The sequence below is a fragment of the uncultured Microbulbifer sp. genome, assembly GCF_913055755.1.
Taxonomy (GTDB): domain Bacteria; phylum Pseudomonadota; class Gammaproteobacteria; order Pseudomonadales; family Cellvibrionaceae; genus Microbulbifer.
In genome coordinates, this window is the sequence record NZ_CAJXKH010000004.1 from 46,253 (window position 1) to 70,055 (window position 23,803).

General features: G+C 59.1%; 16 protein-coding genes. 8 read left to right on the top strand and 8 right to left on the bottom strand.

All coding sequences use genetic code 11. The features are described 5' to 3' along the window. Nucleotides 1-43: 43 nt before the first annotated feature. Nucleotides 44-1,150 (bottom strand): hypothetical protein, encoded by a 1,107-nt coding sequence (locus tag QZ511_RS01815; protein ID WP_295798078.1) that lies wholly within the window; start codon nucleotides 1,148-1,150, stop codon nucleotides 44-46. Nucleotides 1,151-1,352: 202 nt separating this feature from the next. Next, nucleotides 1,353-2,111, bottom strand: coding sequence for a helix-turn-helix transcriptional regulator (locus QZ511_RS01820; RefSeq protein WP_295798081.1), 759 nt, complete (start codon nucleotides 2,109-2,111; stop codon nucleotides 1,353-1,355). A 180-nt stretch (nucleotides 2,112-2,291) separates the two neighbouring features. Here QZ511_RS01820 and QZ511_RS01825 point away from each other — a divergent pair, with 180 nt between their 5' ends. From QZ511_RS01825 to QZ511_RS01855, 7 genes are all read left to right on the top strand, one after another. Beyond that, complete coding sequence (locus QZ511_RS01825) at nucleotides 2,292-4,364, top strand: VIT and VWA domain-containing protein (RefSeq protein WP_295798084.1); 2,073 nt, start codon at nucleotides 2,292-2,294, stop codon at nucleotides 4,362-4,364. Nucleotides 4,365-4,616: 252 nt separating this feature from the next. Next, a complete protein-coding gene (locus QZ511_RS01830) occupies nucleotides 4,617-5,360 on the top strand; it encodes an OmpW family outer membrane protein (protein ID WP_295798087.1) in 744 nt (247 codons plus the stop codon). 101 nt (nucleotides 5,361-5,461) lie between these two features. Continuing rightward, the gene (locus tag QZ511_RS01835) at nucleotides 5,462-7,810 is read left to right on the top strand and encodes an autotransporter outer membrane beta-barrel domain-containing protein (protein WP_295798094.1); all 2,349 of its coding nucleotides are present in this window, start codon (nucleotides 5,462-5,464) and stop codon (nucleotides 7,808-7,810) included. Between the two features lie 69 nt (nucleotides 7,811-7,879). Further along, complete coding sequence (locus QZ511_RS01840) at nucleotides 7,880-8,770, top strand: DUF1853 family protein (RefSeq protein ID WP_295798096.1); 891 nt, start codon at nucleotides 7,880-7,882, stop codon at nucleotides 8,768-8,770. Nucleotides 8,771-8,851: 81 nt separating this feature from the next. After that, nucleotides 8,852-9,424: a MarR family transcriptional regulator gene (locus QZ511_RS01845; RefSeq protein WP_295798098.1), complete on the top strand. Its 573-nt coding sequence runs from the start codon at nucleotides 8,852-8,854 to the stop codon at nucleotides 9,422-9,424. A 51-nt stretch (nucleotides 9,425-9,475) separates the two neighbouring features. Next, a complete protein-coding gene (locus QZ511_RS01850; RefSeq protein ID WP_295798101.1) occupies nucleotides 9,476-10,879 on the top strand; it encodes a cytochrome ubiquinol oxidase subunit I in 1,404 nt (467 codons plus the stop codon). Further along, complete coding sequence (locus tag QZ511_RS01855) at nucleotides 10,876-11,898, top strand: cytochrome d ubiquinol oxidase subunit II (RefSeq protein ID WP_295798106.1); 1,023 nt, start codon at nucleotides 10,876-10,878, stop codon at nucleotides 11,896-11,898. The genes QZ511_RS01850 and QZ511_RS01855 overlap by 4 nt, the downstream gene beginning before the upstream one ends. A 119-nt stretch (nucleotides 11,899-12,017) precedes the next feature. Here the strand turns inward: QZ511_RS01855 and pelA are convergent, their stop codons facing one another. From pelA to QZ511_RS01880, 5 genes are all read right to left on the bottom strand, one after another. Next, nucleotides 12,018-13,232 (bottom strand): pectate lyase, encoded by a 1,215-nt coding sequence (gene pelA / locus QZ511_RS01860; protein WP_295798110.1) that lies wholly within the window; start codon nucleotides 13,230-13,232, stop codon nucleotides 12,018-12,020. A 172-nt stretch (nucleotides 13,233-13,404) separates the two neighbouring features. Further along, nucleotides 13,405-15,846, bottom strand: coding sequence for a matrixin family metalloprotease (locus QZ511_RS01865; RefSeq protein ID WP_295798113.1), 2,442 nt, complete (start codon nucleotides 15,844-15,846; stop codon nucleotides 13,405-13,407). After that, complete coding sequence (locus QZ511_RS01870; RefSeq protein ID WP_295798115.1) at nucleotides 15,846-16,487, bottom strand: hypothetical protein; 642 nt, start codon at nucleotides 16,485-16,487, stop codon at nucleotides 15,846-15,848. Before QZ511_RS01870 ends, QZ511_RS01865 begins: the two co-directional genes overlap by 1 nt. 234 nt (nucleotides 16,488-16,721) lie before the next feature. Next, nucleotides 16,722-17,372 (bottom strand): response regulator transcription factor, encoded by a 651-nt coding sequence (locus QZ511_RS01875; protein WP_295798117.1) that lies wholly within the window; start codon nucleotides 17,370-17,372, stop codon nucleotides 16,722-16,724. A gap of 19 nt (nucleotides 17,373-17,391) precedes the next feature. Beyond that, nucleotides 17,392-20,637 carry a sensor histidine kinase gene (locus QZ511_RS01880; protein WP_295798121.1) on the bottom strand — a complete coding sequence of 1,082 codons (3,246 nt, stop codon included), beginning with the start codon at nucleotides 20,635-20,637 and terminating at the stop codon, nucleotides 17,392-17,394. 225 nt (nucleotides 20,638-20,862) lie between these two features. Between QZ511_RS01880 and QZ511_RS01885 the strand changes: the two genes are divergently transcribed. After that, nucleotides 20,863-22,581 carry a M1 family metallopeptidase gene (locus QZ511_RS01885; protein ID WP_295798124.1) on the top strand — a complete coding sequence of 573 codons (1,719 nt, stop codon included), beginning with the start codon at nucleotides 20,863-20,865 and terminating at the stop codon, nucleotides 22,579-22,581. 41 nt (nucleotides 22,582-22,622) lie between these two features. Here QZ511_RS01885 and QZ511_RS01890 read toward each other — a convergent pair whose 3' ends face one another. Further along, complete coding sequence (locus QZ511_RS01890; protein WP_295798127.1) at nucleotides 22,623-23,762, bottom strand: PepSY domain-containing protein; 1,140 nt, start codon at nucleotides 23,760-23,762, stop codon at nucleotides 22,623-22,625. Nucleotides 23,763-23,803 lie beyond the last annotated feature (41 nt).

Genomic DNA, 23,803 nt, shown 5'->3' on the forward strand with positions numbered 1-23,803 from the left:
GATAGCGTTACTTGCCAACTACCAAAGAAGGCAGCTTGAAAGCTTATGATTCCCTAATCTGATCGAACAAGGCTTCTGCCGCCCGTCGAGCCGCGGCGTCCTGCTCTGAATCAAGCGGCTTTAGCGTTACCGCATCTCTCCCCGCAACGAACATCGACCCGCCAATGTCATCGTCATATAGAGAGCCATCTTCATTAATCGCATAGTGGTCACTTTGAGACAGATCACTTCCCACCAGCTGTGACAGATACATCCAGATCCAGCACTGCTTCAGATCACCGTGGTCATGCTCCTCGATAAGCTCGAGCATAGCGTCGGTATCGCCCTGCTCCGCGGCGAGGGTTAGCCAGTCTCTGGCATCAGCTTTGCGCCCCAGAGACTTCGCAATATCTGCCACAGCGATGGGATCTGCATCAATATCGAATTGATTCTGCTCAAAAAATGATGGATCCGCAAAACGTTCAGCCAGGTCGAGGCGTGCACGGGCGTCGCCCAGTCGCGCCGCTTCACGAAGGTGGAGGCCGTATTTTTCGTCCCGAGCGATACGTGCTTCATAGGCATCTGCCCATTCTTTTTCGGCACCCGAAAGCAGTCGCCCCATTTGCCGTTGCTCGTACCAGTAGGAACCCCCAACAACCGGGCGGCTCTCGTATTCAGAGGGCGCAAAAATCAGTGCCAGTGCGTAATGCGCCTCACTATTTCCTTTGTTTGCCGCAATCTCCAGGCTATTGATCAGCAACGGGCCCGGCCAGCCCTCACGTTCAAACTGAATGAACTCTTCATCATCCTCATCAAGGTAATCACCATAAATATGGCTGTGCGCCTGAAGCAGGCCAATAAGAGTGGAAATACTGACAGGGCCAATTTGGCGCTGGACAAGAAAGTCCAGCAGCCCGGACACACAGGAATCAGCACTGTCGGCCGGACAACCGAGACCCAGGCAACGTGCCTTGAGCAGCGCGCCATTCTGGGATATTTGTCTGTCATCACGAATACAGTCCGACAGGACGATATCCTTTCCCAGGGAGGCGTAAGATTTGAATCCGTAGCACGCGGCCATCAGTTCGTAGATATGTGCACGCTTGAACTGGAAGGAAATGAGCGATTGGAGGTATTGCTGTACGGCGTACGCAAGCTCTTTGGAAGTCATGAAAAACCTTTCTGGTTAACCACGCCATCACGGGTCGAGTACACACGTTTAAATTCCCGAGGGCGAGGCTCAGAAGAGAGTTTTTCAGTTGTCGGTCGAACAGGCCTTTTTTTACTCGTGTGCAAGTATGGTGGGCACCGACGGTCATACTAGCCGGAGTTCACCTTCAGGTCTACAAGAAGTCCAGGGCTCGCAGGGGTAATTATTCCGGAAACACCTTCTCCCGATCACTCCGCCGCAGCCGGCTGAAATGCTGCAACTCCCACGGCCGCAGGGCCACCATCAGGCTTGAGCCGTAGCGTTCATCCAGCGCAAGGCTGGTGTCCGCATCGTGCAGCTCGTCAAACTGCTCCAGCAGCCGGTCCATTTTCTTCATCAATTCCGCGTTCGCCCCGCGTGACAGCATGCCGGTGCGGAATACCATTTTTTCCCCGGGGCCGGAGAAGCTGGAATCGAGGAAGTCCGGTTGCACCTGGCTCTGGAAAAAGCGCTGGATCGGGCCGTTCGGCAGCCAGCGGAATTCCTTAGCGACGATCACCCGGTAGCGGTTCAGCGGCAGCAGCTCGATCAGCTTTAGCCGGTCCAGCCTCGCCAGCAGCTGGATACACTCCGGTTCACTGAGTTCGTAGGTTTGCAGAATCTGCTCGACGGTCCAGTGGTTGAGCACACACACGGTCACCAGTAGCAGGCGCGGGTCACCGGCGACCTCCCGCTCCTGTTCCTGCGTGAGCATGGTGATGCCGCTGCGGGCCTCGGCGGTCTTGCGCACCAGGTCGGAGAAATCCATGCCGGCAATTTCGCACAGGGTCTCCAGCCTCGCCAGCGACAGGGATTCGCCACCGAGCAGGCGCTTGATACTGCTCTCGGACATTTGCAGCCGCCTGGCCACTTCCGCATAGGTAATGCCCCGCGCCCTGAGCTCCCGCTTGAGGGTCTTCATCAGTGCCTGTGTCTGGCTCATCTCACCACCAGGGTATCGCTATTCAATACTTTCAGTTGCATTTATCGGGACTTTACCGGTTTTGGGTGATTATTGTGAGCCCCTACCGCTAAATACTCCGGCGTCCCGGTGGTCCGGTAACCCGGCAAATCCGGCGCACTTTTTATTTCAGCCCCGAGACGGCATCCGGAGGAACCGACAATGCAACGTTTATGGCGCACCCCCATTCACTGGCTCACCTGTTTACTGCTGGGCTTACTGGCACCGCAGCTGGCAGCCGCAGCGGGCCTGTTGACCCCCGCCGACGGCAGCCTGCCGGCACTGGAAATCAAGGAGCACCATGTCAACGTGGTGATAGAGGATGGCTATGCCATCACCCAAGTGGACCAGACCTTCTTCAACCCCCACGACCAGGCCCTGGAGGCGGTATACAGCTTCCCGGTACCGGTAAAAGCCTCGGTGGGAGAGTTCACCTACTGGATCGACGGCAAGCCGGTGACCCGTGAAGTACTGCCGAAAAAGCAGGCCCGCGCCCTGTACGAACGGGAGAAGGCCCAGGGCAGGCGGACGGCGCTGACGGAGCAGGACGACTACCGCACCTTCGACAGCCGGGTTTACCCGGTGCAGCCAAACGATGCGGTGCGTATCCGCCTGGTATATATCCAGCCGGTACACGCGGACCTGGGCATCGGCCGCTACGTCTATCCGCTGGAGGAAGGCGGCGTGGACGAGGAGCGCATGGCGTTTTTCACCTATCAGGAAAATGTGCAGGAGGCATTCAGCTTCAATCTGAGCATGCGCTCCTCCTACCCCATCGACCAGTTCCTGTTGCCGGCACATCCCCAGGCCGGGATTCAGCAGCAATCCGCGCAGGAGTGGAAGGCATCTTTCGCGAATACCGCGGGCACTACTGTTGCTGCCGCAGGGGAAGAACAGGCGCAAAACGCCGTGCCTTCTAGCGGCAGCGCATTCACCCTGGACAAGGACATCGTCGTGTACTGGCGCCACCAGCAGGGCCTGCCGGGCGCGGTGGATATGGTGACCTACCACCCCGAGGGCAGCGACCGCGGTACCTTTATGCTGACGCTGACGCCGGGGGATGACCTGGGCCCGGCAATCCAGGGCCGCGACTGGACTTTCGTACTGGATATTTCCGGTTCCATGGCGGGCAAATATCACAGCCTGGCGGAGGGCGTGCGCAAGGGCATGGGTAAACTGCAGCCGGCGGACCGCTTCCGCATGGTGCTGTTCAACAATTCCGCCCGGGAGCTGACCAGCGGATTTGTACCGGTAACCGACGCCAATGTGAACCGCTACCTGCAACGGCTGGAGTCGCTGCAGCCCAGCGGCGGCACCAACCTGTTTGCCGGTCTCAAGACCGCCTACCAGGGGCTGGACGCCGACCGCCCCAGCGCGGTGATCCTGGTGACAGACGGGGTCGCCAATGTGGGCGTGACCGAGAAAAAAGCCTTTCTCGAATTATTGGAGCAACACGACATTCGCCTGTTTACCTTCGTGATGGGCAACAGTGCCAACCGCCCGCTGCTGGACGGCATGGCCCGCGTTTCCAACGGCTTTGCCGTGGCCATTTCCAACAGCGACGACATTTCCGGGCGGCTGGTGCAGGCGGCGGACAGGCTGCAACACGAAGCCTACCGGGATATCGACCTGAAGATCTCCGGGGTCCCGAAGATCTCCGGGGTAAAGGTGCGCGATATCAGCCCCCGGCATATCGGCTCACTCTACCGCGGCCAGCAGCTGATCGTATTCGGGCACTACTGGGGCGACGGCGCGGCCAGGCTCACCATCGATGGCAAAGTGTCCGACCGCAAGGTGCAGTACACCTCCCCCCTGCAGTTCCCGGCCAGCGATACCCGCAATCCGGAGCTGGAGCGACTGTGGGCCTATGCCACCATCGAAGATATCCAGAACCGGATGGATTACCTGGGCCACGACGCCGACAGCGAGGATGCCATCGTGGACCTGGCGGTGGAATACGGCCTGGTGACGCCGTACACCTCACTGGTAGTGGTGGAAGAGCCGGTGTTTGAGCAACAGGGCATCCAGCGCAATAACAAGGCGCGGGTTGAGCGGGAGCGCGCCGCGCGCCAGAACCGCAGCTCTGCGCCGGTACAGGATCACCGCCAGGACGGCGCGCAACCGGCATTCCAGGGCAACCGCTCCTACCCGAGTACCAGCGGTGGCTCCGCGAGCCCGCTGCTGATGCTGTTACTGCTGACCCTGATTTTCCTGCGGCACAAGCGTCGCTGGTAATCCGGTCAACTCGCTGCATAAATTCCCTCAGGGCCCCGCGGGGCCCTGATATTTTTCTGTCAAAATCGCGGCCACCTCTCTCAGCGGTATTTCCCTGCAGCATTCCCACGCCATGCTACTTTTACAGGTGCTTGCAAACCTTATCCGGCAGTTTATAAATTCATAATTGCCCGCCATCAAAAAGCTTTTCGCCCCGAATGAGTCGCGTCATAACAACAATACGCACTCGTGTGGAGTTAAACGGAGTTAACAATGAAAAAGCTCAAGCTGGCTGCCGCCGTGGCACTGCTGTTTCCCGCGCTTTGTGTGGCGCAAATTCCCGTTTCCGAACTCGACCTGACACGCTTTTACCTGCGCGTCGGTGCGAGTTTTGTTTATCCCGATGATGACAATACCCCGCTGAAATACCAGGTACTGCAGGACTGGGACCTGTATCGAACCGGCTGGGAGGTGGAAGACGACACCACCTGGAATGCGTCCGTTGTGTGGCGCCCGCTGTCCTACCTGGGCCTGGAAATGCTGTATATCGGCGGTGCCGACCACAGCCTGGACCTGACCAATTTTCACGGCTACCCCGGCCGGGACAATATCGCCTTCGGCAATTTCTCCGCTTCTTCGGCCAATCTATTCATCAACTGGTACTGGATGGACGAGACCTGCCTGGGGCAGCCGTATATCGGCATTGGCGTCAATTACACGCACTTTTACGACGACGAGCTGAATGCGGAATTCCAGAACTACCTGATCGACAGCGGCATTGCCGCCGGTCAGGGCAAGCTCGGCGCGGGCCATTCCTGGGGAGGCAGCGCTCAGCTCGGGCTCGACTGGCGCCTCGGCCACGGGCGCACCTGGCTGATCAATGCCGCGGCCATATACACCGATGCCAGTACCGATGCGGTGGTGACCTTCCCCGTCAATCCCGGTTACGACCGCCTCTATTCCGACATCGAATTCAATCCCTGGACATTCAACCTGGGGGTTACCTATGAATTCTGACGACCGCGAGTTTTGTCAAAGTTGATGGCCTCTCAAACTCTCCGCTAACCCACAAAAAATTCTGCTCGCCACAACAGATAACGCAAAAAGTGAGGGCTAACGTGCGCAAAATCCTGCAGTTCCCACTGGCAGCCAGAACCATTGCAGTAAGCGGTGCACTCTTACTCTGCGCCTTTTTATGCTTGCCGCAGGTCGCCCGCGCTGACTGCAGCCCTTCCAACACCGGCACCGCCGGTGACGACCAGATACTGTGCGACACAGACAACGACGCCGCCGGCGCCGATGTGGAAACCTTTGCAGGCCGCGACACCCTCGACCTGAATGGCGGCACCATCGGCACCGTCGACAGCGGCAGCGGCGACGATGAAATCCACATCAACGGTGCCACCGTCGAAGGGAACCTGCTGACCGGTGAAGGTAACGACCGGGTCACCGTGGACCTGCGCGAATCTGAGGTGGGCAACTTCTCCGGCGGCGGGCTCTTTACCGGTGCCGGCAACGACAGCGTCGAAATCCATGACGGCCTCGTGTTCGAGCTACATACTGGAGAGGGCAACGACCAGGTGACCCTGGACGGGGGATTTATTTTCAACGTTCTCGATACCGGCGCCGGCGATGACGATATTTACTGGGACGAGGGTATCGTCAATGCAATTCTCGGCGGAACTGGTTCGGACACCCTGGTTATCGATGCCTTTGCCTATGAAGGCGACATTGCCATGGACGGCGGCGACGACCTCACCGCCGACGACGGCGATATCGATACGCTCAGGTTCAAACTGGACCACGAACTCGATGGCCGCCTGCTGACCAACTGGGAGCGCATCATCATCAATGGCAGCTCCAGAATCATCTTTTCCGGGCAACTCGATGTCGGTGGCGGAACCAGCGGCACCACGCAGCTCGGCCTGGACATGCGCTTCGGCAGCATTGTGGAGTTTGCACCGCGCAACTACACCATTGGCGGCAATGTCCTGAATGCGGGCACACTCAATCTGCGTGACGACCGCTTCAATACCCTGAATATCGCCACCCACCAGGACGGTCGCTTTGGCAATTACCTGGGTCGGGACGGACGCCTGTGGATGGACGTGCAACTGGCCGGCGACGGCGCCCCCGCCGACCTGCTGACGGTCGCCGGCGATGTCTCGGGCACCACATACCTGCGCATTTACAATGCTGGTGGCACCGGTGCACTGACCAGCGGCGACGGTATCCGCGTGATCGCCATCGACGGCAATTCCCCCGCCGACGCCTTCATCCTCGACGGCGACTACGTCGGCTTTGACGGCCGCATTGCCACCGTTGGTGGCGCTTACGGCTACAGCCTGCACCACAGCGCCCTGATCGATCCGGACAACGGTGACTGGTACCTGCGCTCTACCATCGAGGATCCGTTTGCCAACAGCGGCGAGCTGATTCCCCGCTGGCAGCCGGGCGCGGTGATGTACGAAACCTACGCCCAGGTCATCCGCCACCTGAATCGCCCCGGCACCCTGCGCCAGCGTGTGGGCAACCGCTTCTGGGCCGGCACCAGCTACCGGGACCGCGGTATCTGCTGCTTTACCGATGCGACGGAACAAACCACCGACGGTGGCGGCCTGTGGATACGCGGCGCGGGTGCCTACACCGAGATGGCGCCCGACCGCTCCAGCGGACGCGCCCGGTGGCAGCAGGACTACGGCCTGGTGCAGCTGGGGGCAGATTTTTCCGTAGACCCTTCGGTGTACCGCGGGCGGCTGATCCTGGGGCTATTCGGCCAGTACTCTTACGCGGATACCGAGCTGGACACGTTTTTCAGCCACGGGCAGTTCGATACCGAGAACTACGGCATCGGCGGCACCGCCACCTGGTATGGTAACCAGGGCACCTATGTAGACCTGCAGGCCCAGTTCAACTGGTACGACAGCGACCTGCTGTCCTACGAGCTCTACTATCTTGCCAGCGGCAGTGACGCGGTGGGATTTTCGTTTTCCGCGGAGGCCGGGCACACCATCAAGCTGTGCGATTACTTCGCCCTCACGCCGCAGGTGCAGCTGACCTACAACGCGGAAGAGCTGGACGATATCAGCGATGGGTACGGCGTGATCATGAAGGATGTGGACAACCAGGGCGGCGCGGCGCGCTTTGGCGTCGCCTTCGAGCAGCGGGTCAGCCGGCGCAAATCCCCGGCCAACATGTTCGGCACACTGCTGCTGGAGCGCATCAATCTCTACGCCATTGCCAATGCGCTCTACTACTTCGAGGATGAAACCGAAGTGGAGGTCTCCGGGGTACCGCTTTACCAGGCGCGGGACGAATGGTGGGGGCAGGTCGGCGCGGGCGTAACCTATGACGAGTGCGGTGACCGCTGTTCCTTCTACGCCGAGGTGGATTACGCCACCAGTTTCGACAACCCCGGGGACAGCTACCAGGCCAGTGCCACCCTGGGCTTCCGCTTCAAGTGGTAGTGCATTCAGCGCGCGGCCCGGTATCAGCACGGCATTAACCTGCCGCCGGCAATTCCCTATACTCGAGCCATGACTGACACCAACAGCTCCCTCTTCCCTTCCACTTTTGCAGATCACTGGTGCAATCTGCTTTGGGCCCTCGGCACCGAAAACATCAGCCAGCTCCCCGCCCTGCCATGGCTACCGAGATCACGTCGCGAGGAACTGAGAGATTTCTTTGCCGCACCGGCAATCCGTGCCTCTCTGGAAAATAACTTGCGGGGAATCATGGAATCAGCAAAGTCCCGACGACTGGGTATTTATTTTGAAAACCTCTGGGCATTTGCGTTCAAGTACCACCCCGAGTACCACTTGCTTGCACACAACCTTCCGATACGCGTCGAGGGCAAAACCTTGGGTGAACTGGATTTTGTAGTGCGCTATCTGCCCGACGATGTCACCGAACACTGGGAAGTGGCGGTGAAGTTTTACCTGCAGGTTGACGATTACTGGGTAGGACCAGGCCTCAAGGACCGCCTGGATATCAAGCTTGCGCGCACCCGCGACCATCAGCTTCCGATTATCGAGCAGCCAGATGCCCGCGCGCTTCTCAAAAATCAGGATATCGATATTCAACGGCAGTGGACCCTGATGCCCGGACGTCGCTTCCAGCAATTGCACGCGGCACCAAAGGAAGGCGCTTGCTGGTGGACAGATTGGCAGGGCTTTCTCGAGCACTTTGCCGACAAAACCTGGCACTGGCTGCAATTGCCCAAACAGTGCTGGCTGGCTCCCTGCGCCCCCACCCACAGCACGCCACAGGTAGCCGTGACTTATGCCGCTCCAAAGGTACACGCGCAGCTCGGTGCTCACGGCCCCCTCTGCATGGCTGCGGTAGTCGGTAACCGGGAGGTCAGCCGGGGCTTTATCGTGCCCGATGACTGGCAGGAACGCGCCCACCAGAGCCTGCGCCAGCAATAAATCCGCAATCAGCAGTTGACACAGGTCAATCTTTGTCTAGAATTTTCAGAAATTTCTGAAACTTAAGAAATTACAAAAAACATGAAACTTTCCAGCCAGGCACAGGCGTTCGTGCTGCACTTTGGAGAAATGGGCAGCCGTTGGGGCTTTAACCGCACCGTGGGGCAGATGTTTGCCCTGCTGACCATCCACAATGAACCGCTGAATGCCGACCAGCTGGCAGAAGCGCTGAAGATCAGCCGCGGCAATGTCAGCATGGGCCTGAAGGAATTGCAGGCCTGGCGACTGATCGAGCTGCATCACCAGCCCGGTGACCGCAAGGACTACTTCACCGCTGCCGGCTCCATCTGGGACCTGGCACGCACCGTGTTCGAGGAGCGCCGCAAGCGCGAACTCGACCCCACCCTGACACTGCTGCGTCAGCTGTTGCTGAGCGACCCCCGCGACCAGCAGGAAGCGCAGGCACAGGAAAAAATCCAGGAGGTGTACAGCCTGCTGGAAATGCTCGACCAGTTTGCCAACACCCTGAGCAGGCTGGATGAAAAGGACCTGCTCAAGTTGATGAAACTGGGATCCGGCCTCAGCAAACTGCTGGAACTGAAATCCCGCGCCGGCATCACCGCCAAAAAGGAACCCAAGTCCCGGAAAAAATAGCTTTGGCAGGCCTGCAATACCCTGCAATCAGAAGTGTCATACGAGGTGCCCATGCTGGATACACTGATCCTGTCGCGCATACAGTTCGCGGCCAATATCAGCTTTCATATTCTCTTTCCCACCATCACCATTGCCCTCTGCTGGATCCTGTTCTTTTTCAAACTGCGCTACGACATCACCGGCAACCCGGTGTGGATGCGGGCCTACCGCTACTGGGTAAAGGTGTTTGCCCTGACCTTTGCCCTCGGCGTGGTGAGTGGGCTCACCATGTCGTTCCAGTTCGGCACCAACTGGCCGGGCTTTATGGAAAAGGTGGGCAATATTGCCGGCCCCCTGCTGGGCTATGAAGTGCTCACGGCATTTTTCCTCGAAGCCACCTTTCTCGGCATCATGCTGTTCGGGATCAAGCGGGTTTCCAGCCGGGTGCACACCATTTCCGCCCTGATCGTGGCCATCGGCACTACCCTGTCCGCGTTCTGGATTCTCGCCCTCAACTCCTGGATGCAGACACCGGCGGGCTATGAACTCCGCGACGGCGTGGTGCACGCCAGCAACTGGCTGGAAGTCATTTTCAACCCGTCCTTCCCCTACCGCTTCGCGCATATGCTGCTTGCCTCGGGGCTGACCGCGGCCTTTTTTGTGGCCGGCCTATCCGCCTATCGCATATTAAAAGGTGACCACAAGCAGGCACCGCGGCTGGCATTGAAAACCGGCCTGGTGGTGGCGGCCATTCTGGCACCGGTGCAGGCCTTCGTGGGTGACCTGCACGGGCTGAATACCTTTGAACACCAGCCGCAAAAAATCGCCGCCATGGAAGGGGTGTGGGAGACGGAAGAAGGGGCACCGCTACTGCTGTTCGCGATTCCCGATGAACAACAGCGCACCAACCACCTGAGTATCGGCATCCCCAATATGGCGAGCCTGATCCTCACCCACAAAAGTGATGGCACGATTCGCGGGCTGAACGAATTCGAGGGTAACCACCCGCCGGTAAAACCGCTGTTTTTCGGCTTTCGCATCATGGTCGGCATGGGCCTGCTGATGCTGGCGGTGGCGTGGGTTGGCTGCTACCTGCTGCAGCGCCACGGCGAGCTGCCCCCCTGGATGTTGAAGGTTCTGGTGGGGATGACCTTTTCCGGCTGGCTGGCCACCCTGGCGGGCTGGTATGTCACCGAGGTGGGCCGCCAGCCCTGGCTGGTAACCGGCGTATTGAGAACCGCGGAAGCCGTCACTCCGGTGGCCCCGGCCAACGTGGGGCTCTCGCTCACGCTCTACCTGGCGACCTATGTGGTGTTGATGTGGGCCTACATCCATACCCTCAGGGTTATGGCGCTGCGGTCGGTAAAAGTGGAGGAGTTCGAAACCGAAGAACCGGTGGCCGACGGCAGCCTCACCAACCTGCACCGCCAAACACCTGCGCAATACGACGTTGAAGTTCCGGGAGGTAACCGATGAACAGTTTTACAGCGATGGCCAGCGGCGACTGGCTGCCGGTGGTATTTGTCGGCCTGATGGGCCTGGCAGTTCTGGTCTACGCCATTCTCGACGGCTACGACCTGGGCGTGGGTATCCTGCTGCCCATGGGGGAAGCGGACGAACGCCAGCGCGATACCATGATTGCTTCCATCGGCCCCTTCTGGGATGCCAATGAAACCTGGCTGGTCCTGGCCATCGGCCTTTTGCTGATCGCCTTCCCGCAAGCCCACAGCATCGTGTTGACCAACCTGTACCTTCCCGCGGCCATCATGCTGATCGGGCTGATCATGCGCGGGGTGGCGTTCGACTTCCGCGCCAAGGCGGCGGTGGACCACAAGCTCGCCTGGGACCGCACCTTCAAACTAGGCTCACTACTCACCACCCTTACCCAGGGCTACATGCTCGGCCAGTATGTGATGGGGTTTGAACAGGGCTGGCCGGCGCAGCTGTTCTGCCTGTTGAGTGCGCTGGGAGTTACCGCCGCTTACACCTATATCGGTGCCGCCTGGCTGGTGATGAAGACCGAACATGACCTTCAGCGGCGCGCGGTAGCCTGGACCCGCGCTGCCGGCCGTGCCGCGCTGCTGGGCGTGGTGGCGGTGTGCGTGATCAACCCGCTGGTCAACCCGGGGGTATTCGACCGCTGGTTTACCTTCCCGCTGGTGATGTTCGTACTGCTGATCCCGACCCTGTGCTTTATCGGTTTTATTGCCAACGATATCCTGCTGCGTCGACTGCCGAAGGCGGCAGACCGTCACTGCAGCCTGCCGTTTTATATCGTGGTGGGGATTTTCATTTTGAGTTTTGGCGGCCTGGCGTTCAGCTTTTTCCCGGAGATCATTCCCGGCAAGCTGGATATCTGGGCCGCCGCCAGCGCGCGGGAATCCCTGCAGTTCATCCTGGTTGGCGCACTGATAGTGGTGCCGGTAATCCTGGCCTACACCGCACTTTCCTACCGGGTTTTCCGCGGCAAGGCCACGGACCTGCGCTACTACTGATCGCTTCCAGCATAGGCTGCCATTCACTGCGGCAGCGCCAATAAAAACGGCCCGCGCTCGTAATAGAGGCGGGCCGTTTTTTATGATCGATTCAGGACCGAAGCGGGTGGGTGCAAGGCTTACTGCTTCCACTTGCGGTATTGCTTCAGCGCTTTGTAGGGCTGTTCGGTATACCAGCCGTAGCCCTCGCGGCGCTCCGCCGATACCTGCTCGATATCGAAATACACTTTGCCGTCGCGGTCGCCGAACACCGGGCGATCGCTGTCGATATCGTAAAAGCGCGCCCACAGCGGGTCCGCGTCCTCTTCCGGCACCAGCGCGGGGAGCTCGTCACCGCGGCGGTAGCGCAGGCCGTCAATCTGGTGCCTGGCAAACCACTGGTTCGCGTGGTCGATGGCTTTGCGGAGCTTTTCCGGCGGATTCTCCAGGGTCATCAGGAACAGCACCAGGTCGGCACTTTCGCTGGTGGCCAGGGCCACCGGCTCGAACGCGCGGGCCGAGGTGGGCTCCAGGGTCTCGGCATCGTGCTGCGCGCCCCAGATAGTGGGCTCGCCGTTTACCTCGACCTGGGTGGCCACCAGCATATCCAGCGCGCGTTCGAGGCTGCGCTTCGCCTGCAGTTTCAGGTCGTCGGCAACAAATGCCAGGCGCTCGTCGCCATTGGCCGCGGCGGCCACCACCTTCAGCAGGTTGGAGATGGCATCGTCGTTGAAGGTAATGTCATCGTGGTACTTGCCGCGCAGCGGGAATGTCTGCGGCCAGCCGCCGTTGGGGTACTGGGCCAGCAGGATATAGCGCAGCGCGCGGCTGGCGGAATCGCAGTACCGGCGGTCCTGGTGCGCATTGCAGGCATTCACCATCACCCAGAACTGGGTACTGGTGGCGTAGTTGTCGAAGGTGGGAACGTAGCTTTTCTCGGTCCCGAACTGCTCGCCGGGCTGGCGCGGTGTACGCATATCGGTGCGCTTGGACCAGCCACCGGAAGGGGTCTGGAACGAGAGCAGGCTGTCGGCGAGCGCCTTGCCTTCCGCGCTGGCGATAAACTCGCGGTCGCTGACCGCCTTCTTGATATCGAACCCGAACAGCTTGTGCTTGCTGGGTTTGAAGCTTTTCTTCAGTCCCGCGGCTGCCAGTTCCTGTTTGATCACTTCCTGATCCAGGGCGTAGAAATGCTCGGAGAGTGCGCGGTACTCCTGCATGGTCTGCGCGGGCTTGTGGCGATCAGCGGCTTTGCTACCACCGGCATTGCTATCTCCAGCATTGCTGTCACCGGCGCAGCCAGCCAGCAAGGTCAGGAGCGCCACTAGCGGAAAGATATTCTGGCTAATTTTCATACGATGCACTGTCAGGCAGAAATTATTATTTGGTCATACCAAAGTGATGCTATCAGAGTCTCCCTGCCGGTGAAACCCGCTCCATTCACTGCATAAACGAGGCTGCCTGCCCGCATAAACAAAAAACCCCGGCACAAGGCCGGGGAAAGCAACAATGAAGGACCGTTACCGGTCAATCGAGGAATTCACAGCGCCCCACTTCGGCCCCTGCGGCAACCGCATCCCGCAGACCACCCGGGAACCCGGTTTGCTGTGTCACGCCACCCATGCAGACATGCACCTGCGTCAGGTCGATGTGCCAGGAGAAAGACGAGCCCGCCAGGCCGCCGGCGATCTCCTTGCCCGAGGCACTGATGGAAATCGGGTTGTCCAGCGGCAGCTTGTCCATTTCCACCACGCCCTGTTTTTTCAGGAAGTCGGCAAAGGTCATCCAGCCGACGCCTTCAACCCAGAGTCCGCCAAGCAAGCCGAGACGGAAATTGCCGGCGCGGCCGATCATGACACTGCCATCATCATTCATATCGAACACCGTCAAGGGCACGGGGCCCAGCGCCTGGGTGATGACGTCTTCACCGAGCAGGGCGCAGTAATCGCGGCCCAGGTAGACGTAGGGCAGATCCTTGCACCAGCGCAGGGAACCCACGTTGGTCACCGCATCCGCCCCCAGGCCCTTGTCGGGATTCCACACCTGGATACCGTCACGGGTCGACAGAGCCACTTTGCTGCCATCGTAGCTCGCGGCGTACGCCTCGGTGGCTCCATAGGCGGTGGACAGGTCAAGCAGGGAACCGCCATTCACCCAGGCAACCGCTTTGGTGTGAGAATTGGAGCCCAGTACAACTTCGCCGTTGCCGGAAATGCCGTGGGCGCGTACAAACTGGGTGCGGCTCTGGTCCAGCGCGGAAGTATCCAGCTCTTGTATGCCACCTTTCTCGGTCCACATCCAGGGCACGATTTCGCCCTTGAAAGAACCCTGACAGGAGCCATCCCCGTCCACATCTTTGTAGGCGAGGCCGACCGCCGTCTTGCCGGCGTCATCGATTGCCCAACCGCTCGCGGCTTTTTGGCCGGTAGAACTACTGCCGCCACAGCTATTGCCGTTCAGGTCGCCCAGGGCGATATCGCCCTTTGCGCTCCAGATCAGCGGTTCCTGAATGCCGTTGCCATTCATGTCTTTGTGCACCAGCATTTTCTGGCCGTTGCGACTCATGGCGCCATTGGCCGGGAAATATTCCGGCGGCAGCACCATAAAGCCCCGATCGGGATACCACATAAATGCTGTTGACCCGACTTCGCCGGCGGCAACCTTGCCGCTCTTCGACAGGTCGCGGATAAACGCGGCCACTACCGGGGTCACCTGCACCCCTTTTTCAAAGCCGTTGAAATAGAAATCCGCCTGTTTGGTCACACCGGCTTCCGCGACGATCGGCGTTGCATCACAGGCATCGTCGGTCAACGGGTCGCTGCTCTCGGCCAGGTTCCAGTACTCACCGACAGACGCCAGGCGCTGCGGCGTCGTGGGGTAGCCTCCTGCGGAAATTTCTTCGAGATACAGTACGTATGACTCACCCGGCGTCAGGTTGCGGATGGTAAAGCGGCCGTCGGGACCGAGCTTGCCCTGCGTAGCGGAGCCGGTCATGTCCGAGATTGCATCAAACATGGGGTCATTCACGTTGCGCGCGATCACGTTGATACCGCTGTACTCGGTTACCCCATCTTTCAGGCGCAAGACACCGGTAATGGTGCCGGTAGTGGATGCGTAATCTTCCGTCGGATAAATATTGGAGATGGCCGCCTTATCGTCCGGGTGGTCTACGGTGCTCTGTTCCACCCCGGCCTGGCCGCTGTGATCGATAAACGGAAACATGGTTTCGATCGTGGCCGGGTCGGCATTGTTGGCACCGTAGGCCGCGGGGTAGTCGTAGCGGTGTACCGCCTCGACGCCACAACCTTCGATACCCGGATAATTGGGCGCGTAGGTGTAGCTCATGTATGCCATGGAACCGTTCACCTGGCTGTGGGAAAGGTTGATGGCGTGGCCGAATTCGTGGGTGAACACGCCGGCGACCCGATTGCCTTCGGTGTCGTGATCCCACACGTTCCAACCATTCATCACCGCGGTGGCTTCGATGATGTTGTTGTTTTCATCGGTCCACTCGGGGAAGGCGATCCCCAGTACGGATTCTTTCGGCACCCCGAAATAGTCTTCCAGGATGGAACCATCGGTGTCGTACAGCACCCAGAAACCGTAACCGTTTTCCTTGTTATAAAACTCCGTCGCATTCTCGCCGGTAACATCCTCGATACCGGTCATTTCCGCGATGCTGCCTTTGATGGCAGCGGAGAATGTGGATGTCGGCACATCGCTCCAGTTGCGAAAGGCATGCGCGGTAATTTCATTGGCGCGCTCGATGGTGAGGAAGGGGGTTTCCCCGTCGTAATCCAGGGTAAATGCAGCACCGCCATCGGTGTATACCGGGATAGTCCCCTTGCTGGTGTCCCACTTCAGGGGCTGCGGGTTGTCTGCATCTGTGGTGTAAAGGGGACCGGCTGCGTGCACTGCATTGGCGGCGGCCACGAGACCAATGGCCATTGTCAGTTTTGAAAGTTTCATTATTTCATCTCCCCTTTAGCGATCCAGTTTTCCGCAACGGCGCGGCCAACGAGGTCCATAAATGCAGTGGCGTCCACTGCACCGGGAGCGGTCATCATGTTTTGCTGCTCGGCACTCAGCAATTGCTGATTGATTTCGACACCTTCAAACATGCCGACATTATTGAACTGGTTTACCAGTGTGCCATTAATCATATTCAGTTTGCCCTGGGCCATACCGGCAGTGGTTTGCAGGCCGGTGCGGCTGGCTTTCTTGTACATGAAGGCCACGACATACTCATCCTTGTGCCAGCGGGGAAAGCCCTCTGGTGCAATGGCCAGCATATGGTGGCCGTTGGCGGCGGTACGCGGCTTCAGCAGGCCAAACTGTCGGAAGGTGTAGTCTTGCCCCTCTTTCACCTTGCCTTTGGCCACCGAACCAACGGCAATGGTGACCTCGGTAAAAGGCACACCGGCGGCATCGAGCCCGTCGGTCACCTCGGTCACGGTGCCCGCGACAATGGACTCGGCGCTCTGGATCAACTGGGTGAGATTCTGGGTTTTGAGCTTGGTGGCATGTGCCATGGGCACGGACAGCATAACCAGAAGTGCAGCCGCCAGTTTGGCCGCCGTCATGCGACACTGGAGAAGTCTTCTCAACACTTTGCATTCCTCTCTTTATGTTTGATCGGTTGCCAGCAACTGCAGTCGAAGCGGAACTCCGCTCAGGCTTATCCGGCGCATTACCTCATCAACCTTAAAGAGAGCATTAAATAACGGGATATAGGGGAATCCCCGATATTCAATTTAATGTGAAGTGGTTGTCATATCGAAAAAAGGAAAAGGAAAAAATGGTGCAGATAACTGGCGCGGAAAAGCACAGAGCACCAGAATGGTTCAGGCTTCGGAAGAAATCATCCCCACCCGAATTGCAAAACGCACCAATCCCGGCACATGATGAATTCCCAAACGCTCCATCAGCTGCGCTCGATGGGCTTCCACGGTTTTCACACTGACTTTCAAGTTGGCAGCAATTTCACTCGGCCCGCAGCCCTCCGCAATCAACTGCAATATCTGCCGCTGCCGCGGCGTCAGGATCTCAAGAGCGGAGTGGCCGTTCGGTACACCCTCAATAAAGCGCTGCACGGTTGCGCTATCGATGGCGGAACACAGGTAGTCACGCCCGCTACACACCGCCTGTAACGCGGCCGCCAGTTCATCGAACGCAGAATCTTTCAGCAGGTAACCCGATGCTCCCGAACCCAGAGCGCGGGCAACATACTCCGGACCCGCGTGCATTGACAACATCAGCACCCGTATATCCGGATAGGACTTGCCTACCTGTTGCACCACTTCCAGCCCATTCAATCCCGGCAGGGAGATATCCAGTAAAAGCAGGTCGGGCGCTTCCCGGCGCACCAGGTCCATCGCTTCCAGGCCGTTGCCACATTCGCCGATTACCTCGAAGCCGTCGAGCTCATCCAGCAAGGCGCGAATACCCGCGCGCATCAATGAGTGATCATCTACCAGCAGTATGCGTTTTATCATTGTTATTCCTGCACCATGTTCACGCGGGTGCTTTTTGCAGATGCACAGGTTCCGGTGAATGTATCCGTCGGGGTATCACCGCACTGATGCGACTGCCTTTTCCGGGTTTGGCATCGAAGGCCAATTCGCCGCCGGCATTGCGCGCCCGCTCCAGCATACCCAGCAGGCCCAGGTGCTCACCGCGCAGTACTCGTCGCCACACCAGATCAGGGTCGAAACCGCAGCCGTCGTCTTCAACAATCAGCGTGAGATTTGCACGGTCACCACGGAGGTTGACCATAATGCGCTGGCACCCCGCATGACGTAACGCATTGCTCACTGCCTCCTGGATAAGCCGGAATATGGTGGTGCGCAGGTCTTCCGATACGCGGCCAATTTCGCCTCCCACATGCAACACGATCTCCACTTCCGTGCGTTCGGATATCGAATCCAGATGTACCCTGAGTGCTTCCACCAGCCCCACCTCATCCAGTAGCGGCGGCCGCAAAGTAAGAGAAATGTTGCGCACCTGGGCGATCATTTGATCCAGCATGGAAACGGAGTCGCCCACGCGTCGCTCGCGCTCCTCCCTATTCGCGGCGCGCCCGACCCGTTGCAGGCTGATTTTTGCCGCCGTGAGGTTCTGCCCCAGTTCGTCGTGCAGTTCGCGGGCAATCTGTTGCCACTGCTCTTCCTTGGCCGATTGCAACCGCGCGGTGAGGTTGCGCAGCCCGGCATGGGCCTGGGTCAATTCCCGGCCACTGATCTCCGCTTTTTCCAGCGCGCGTTCACGCTCAAGGCGCAGCTTTTCCAGTGTGCGGTTGCGCCGACGCAGGCCGCGCATGCGCAAGTGATGCAGGGCAAAACCACTGACCAGCATCGCGGCCACCGCCGCAGCGCGAAACCACACCGTCATCCACAACGGCGGTATCACATTCAGCGTGAACGCGGGCGATTCGTTCCAGCTACCAAAAACATCGCGCCCGCGCACGCTGAGCTGGTACTCGCCCGGGGACAGCTCGAGCAGGGTCAGCTCCCGGCGCGGGCCGAGAGACTGCCAGGCTTCCCCCGCCTGTAACCGATATTGGTAGCGATGGGGGGAGCCGGCAAAATCCAGCACCGCGAACGATACCGAGAGCATTTCTCCCCAATCGATATCCATACTTTCCAGCGCCATCGCCGGACGGGTGTGAATGCCGTTGCCGTCGCTGCGATGAACTGCGCGCGACACGTCCACCATGCGGACGGGCGTCGGCTCCCGCGGAGCCATTTCGGTGCCCGCGGGAATGGTGACAAGGCCTCCGATACCGCCGAAGTAGAGCTGATGATCGTCGCGTGCGGCTGCCCGCGCGTTGAAGTGGGTCACCGGCAGGCCGCTTTCGGCAACGTGGTGCACCAACCGCCCGTCACTCGGCTGCAACCGCGACAATCCCTGCCGCGAACTTATCCACAGGGACCGGTCATCGTCTTCGACAACCGCCATAATGCTGGCGCTCAGCAAGCCGTCTTCTTCGCTCCAGTGCCGTTTCAGCTGCAGACGGCCATCGGTTTTGAGCGCAAGCTGGTGCAGCCCGCCACCATCGGTACCCACCCAGATGTCACCGTCGCGGGCGCGATACAGTACCGTGACATTGTGATGGGCGAGGCCGTCTTCGCGACCGAACTGGAGGCACTGCCAGGGTGAAATAGTGCAGAGGTTCAATCCGCTGGAGCGGGTACCGACAAGCAGAAGGTTGTCCTGTAACTGCAGCAGGGAGGTGATGTAATTTCCACTCAGGGAGTACTCCTGCCCGACTTCGTGTGCGTAACGCTGAAAGCGTTCACCGCCGGCCCGCATACGGAACAGGCCACTGCCCCCGACGCCCACCCACAGGTCGCCGCCCGCACTTTCCAGCAGGCTAGTCACGTAACCCGCCCCCAGTCCTTCCGGGGAATCCCCGTTCAGCAAACGATAGCCGCCATCCTGTTCGATTACCCACAGCCCGTGGTTACTGCCCGCCAGTACCTGACCATCGCGGCGCGGGAGAATCGAGAGCACACCGTCGGTGTGGAGGCCGTCATCGGGTTCGCCCGGCCCGGCTCCGGCCCGTCCGCCAGACAGCAGGGGTTGCAGCCCGCCGCCAAAAGACCCCACCCAGGGCAACTGCCCGGGTTTGGCGGCCACTGCCGTCACATTGTGGTGACGCAAACGGCCGGGCTCCTGGCCTGCGCGCACCCAGCCGTAGTGCTCCCGGTGCATGCGCGCCATATACACACCGCTGCCCCAGGTGCCTACCAGCAAACGCTCACCACTGAAATGCAGGGACAGTTGCGGCAGCGCCGGCAGCTGTGTGTCTTCTCCCGGTGGCTTCGGGTTTGCTGGCTGCACCGCACCGGTTGCGGGGTCGTAAACCAGTACCCCCCGCGCCATGGTGGCAATCCACAGGCGCCCCTCGGGGCCCCACTCCAGTGCGGGAACCACCGTTGGCGCGTCGCCACCGAGGTCGATCACCTGCGCTTCGCCTCGCTCGAAATCCAGTTGCACCAGGCCTGCACGGGTACCGGCGAACAATATATTGCGTTCATAGCGGGCGAGCGCGAACACACTGTTCAGCTCGGCCCCGGCCGCGGTTAACTCGGCAAGGTCGAAGCGGTCAAAACCGCTGGCACCGGCGCGCCAGCGATTGATACCGCCACCAATGGTGGCGACCCAGACAGCCTCCTCGACCGGTTCAGCGAGCACGTCGTAGACATAGTCGTGGGATAGCGAGCGCGGTTGTGCCGGGTCGTGCAAAAACCGGGTCACCTCTCCGGTTTCCGGGTTTATGCGATTCAGGCCAATCTGGCTGCCCGCCCACAGTTGTCCGCGGGCATCCTGCGCCATGCCATAGATACTTTCGTGGGACAGCGAATGGGGGTTGGCAGATTCGTGACGAAAATGGGTGAAGCGGTCTTCGGCAGGTTGGTAGCGGCTGAGGCCGCTGGTGTTGGAGGCGATCCAGATATTGCCGGCGCGGTCTTCGAACAGCGCGCGGATATCGTTGTCCTTGAGGCCATCGCGCCCGGCCCTGAGTGCAGTAGCCTGGTAGCCGTCGTAGCGATACACCCCTTCCCGCGAGGCGACCCACAGGAAGCCGTTGCGGTCTACCAGTACCGAGGTCGCGACTTTGACATCCAGCCCGCGGCTCACCCCCACGGGCGCAAATTCCACGGCGGTGAAACTCCCGGGCTCGGCGTGCGCCGAGTGCGCCGAGTGCGCCGAGTGCGCGAGTATCAATAGTAAACAGGCCAGGCTTACCCAGCGCATCGCAGCTCCGTGTTATCTGTTATCAGCTGACGACCAATCGGACCGGTCCCCCATTTCCAGCACCGGCCACCAACTTATTCTAAGCAGAGGGCCCGCTGGCACCGTGGGACTGCCATCACAGATTACAGCAATGATCACTGGTTAGTTTCGGCCCTATTGAAAGTAGACCACATAAAGCTTTGCCATTACCCTCAGGCACTTTGTATCAAAAATGCGGAGAGCCCGATGCGTTTTGCGAAGTTTGCCAAAACTATCAAAACCCCAATATTGGGGTTGTTACCCCTGCTGAGTCTTGCCGCCTGCCAACATGCCCCACCGCTGGACCCTAAGATTGGTGACACAGGACAGACATTGTCGGACGTAGCGCAGCGGGCTGATGTCAAAACCTATGACCTGAACCTGGAAATTTTCCCCAGTAAAAAATCCATAAAAGGTACAGCACGCACGGAGTTCCTGTTAACCAAAGACAGCGCACAGGTTGAGTTAAAGCTGGACAGTCGCTTCGATATTGAACAGATTCTTGTAGACGGACAAGTCTCCCGATTCCAGAGAGCGGGCGGCATTCTGACCATTGACCTGGGGCAAACATTCCGCGCAGGCGAACGAGCTACCGTGGATGTTTACTATTCCGGTCAGCCTCATGTTGCCGTCAATGCCCCCTGGGCCGGCGGCACTGTCTGGAAACGGACAGAGGATGGGCAGCCATGGATTGCCACTGCGGTGCAGGGTGAAGGCTGTGATCTGTTCTGGCCCTGTAAAGACCATTTTGCGGACAAGGCAGACAGTATGCGCATTCGGCTTACTGTCCCCAACGGTTTGAGTGCCGTCACCAATGGCGTGTTGCAGGGAATCCATCCGCTAGGTAACGACAAAACCCAGTTCGACTGGCTGCTGTCTGTACCTGCGAGCGATTACAACATCGCCCTGAATATCGGCCCTTTCACCAGAATCCAGCAATCCTATACCAGCATCAATGGCACGGAGGTGCCCATTGAATTCTGGGCACTGAACGAAAACAGGGAAAAGGCCCAATCGCTTATTGATAACGATTTACGCCATCAGATTGAATTCTACGAACGCCAACTGGGCCCTTACCCTTGGGGTGACCAGAAGCTGGGCTTTGTGGAAACGCCCCACCTGGGCATGGAGCACCAGACAATCAATGCCTATGGCAAAAAATATAAACGTGATGAATATGGTTTTGACTGGTTGCTGCAACACGAGCTGGCCCACGAATGGTTTGGCAACCTGATTACCCATGAAAAGCTCAATGATGCCTGGTTACATGAGGGCTTCGGTCTTTACATGCAGCCGGCTTACAGCCTTGATCATTTTGGGAGCGCGGCGTACGACTACTCAATGTATAAATCCTATTTGGGACTGATGAATTGCGAGCCCATAGTTCTGGAAGGTGACATCACCTCTGAGCAGGCATTTAACTCCGATATTTATGGCAAAGGCGGATGGACCCTGCACACCCTGCGCTGGCTGATAGGCGATGAACTGTTCTGGCAGGCAACCCGGGAATTGCTGTACGGCACAGACGATACCGCCTCCCTGACTTATCCGATTGCCCCCCGTTACCGCAATACGCAGGATTTTATCAATATCGTCAACAGACTGACCGGGCAGGATTACAACTGGCTGTTTGATGTATACCTGAAACAGGCTGAACTGCCGGAACTGGTAGAACAGTTGCAGGAGCAGTCAATTACCCTGACCTGGAAAACCCCTGAAAACCTGCCCTTCCCTATGCCGGTGCCGGTGTCTGTCAACGACCAGCTTCAGGTATATCAACCGGTGAACGGAAAAATCACCATTGCCGCGTCGGCAAATGACCATGTAGTGATTGATCCGGACATGAAAGTATTGCGCTACCTGCCGATCATTGGTCTATGTGAAGAAAACACCGAAAAACGCAAGAAGCGCAAAGCTCGGGACTAACCGATCATTGATCTGCATTGGGGCGACCGACAGACAAGCTGTCAGGCGGTCGCCCCCGCCTGCGCTGCCACCTTGGCCTGGCGCTTCTCTCGCCTCTTCTCACGCGCATTGCGGCGCTTGTCGCGGCGCTGATACCAGATATAGATACCGGTAATCGACAGCAGCAGCGGCGACAGGCCAATCACGCACCAGAGGATCTTGCTCACCAGGCCGGCGAAGTTGCCGTAGTGCAGGCGGCGGTAGCTGTCGACGATTTTGGCCCCCAGGGTGGCCTCGCGGATATCGTAATTACCCAGGTGTTCACCGCTCTGGGCGTTGTACGCAACCGTACTCGAGTACTCGCTGATCAGCGGGTTGCCACTGTGCACGTCCCCCCAGAAAGTGAAATTGGTACCCGGCTCCCAGGGGAAGGAGATATAGGTGGTCTCGAAGTTGTCCAGCTGCTGCCCGGCGTCGAGCATCAATGCCTGCAACGAGAGTTCGTCGTTGTACAGGCGCTCGGCCATTTTGTAGTGCTCGTGACCATTCGCATGTTCTTCCATCTCGTAGGCGAAATGGGTGATGTTCCACCAGGCGCCGGTAAAGCCCAGGATCAGCAGCACCGGCGCGCCAATGATGCCGGTCATCTTGTGCAGGTCTGAGAAATACACGATCAGTCGCGCGTTCCAGCGCAGGGTGAAAAAGTTCTTCCAGAATTTGCGATAGAGAATCAAGCCGCTGATCCCGAGCCCGCACAGCAGGATCGAAAAGATACTGGTGACCAGCATGCCCCAGTCCCCCGCCAGCAGGGTGTAATGCAGGTCCAGCAGCCAGTCGGTCAGGTGGTGGGTCAGGCCCATGGGCGGGCGCAGGGGCTCGCCGGTGTACTGGTCCAGCAGGGCGTAGGTCCACTCGTCGGTGCCGCGTTCCATGGTGTACACCAGGTCCGCGCGCGCTTTGTCCTGGAACAGGGCCCAGCCGACGATTTCGTAATCGGGGAAGTTGCCGTTCACCGATTGCGCCAGCGTATCCAGGCTCAGGCGCTCGCGGCCGGCGGCGTCCACCCGCACCCTGTCTTTGAGCAGTACGGAGTCGATCTCGTGCTTGAACACCAGAATGCTACCGGTGACGCAGATCACCAGCAGTGGAACGAACGCGATCAGGGCCATCCAGCTGTGCAGTTTGAACAGGGTCTTATTCATAATTTTCGATTTTAAAAAAAGGCACTTTACGGACAAAGCCG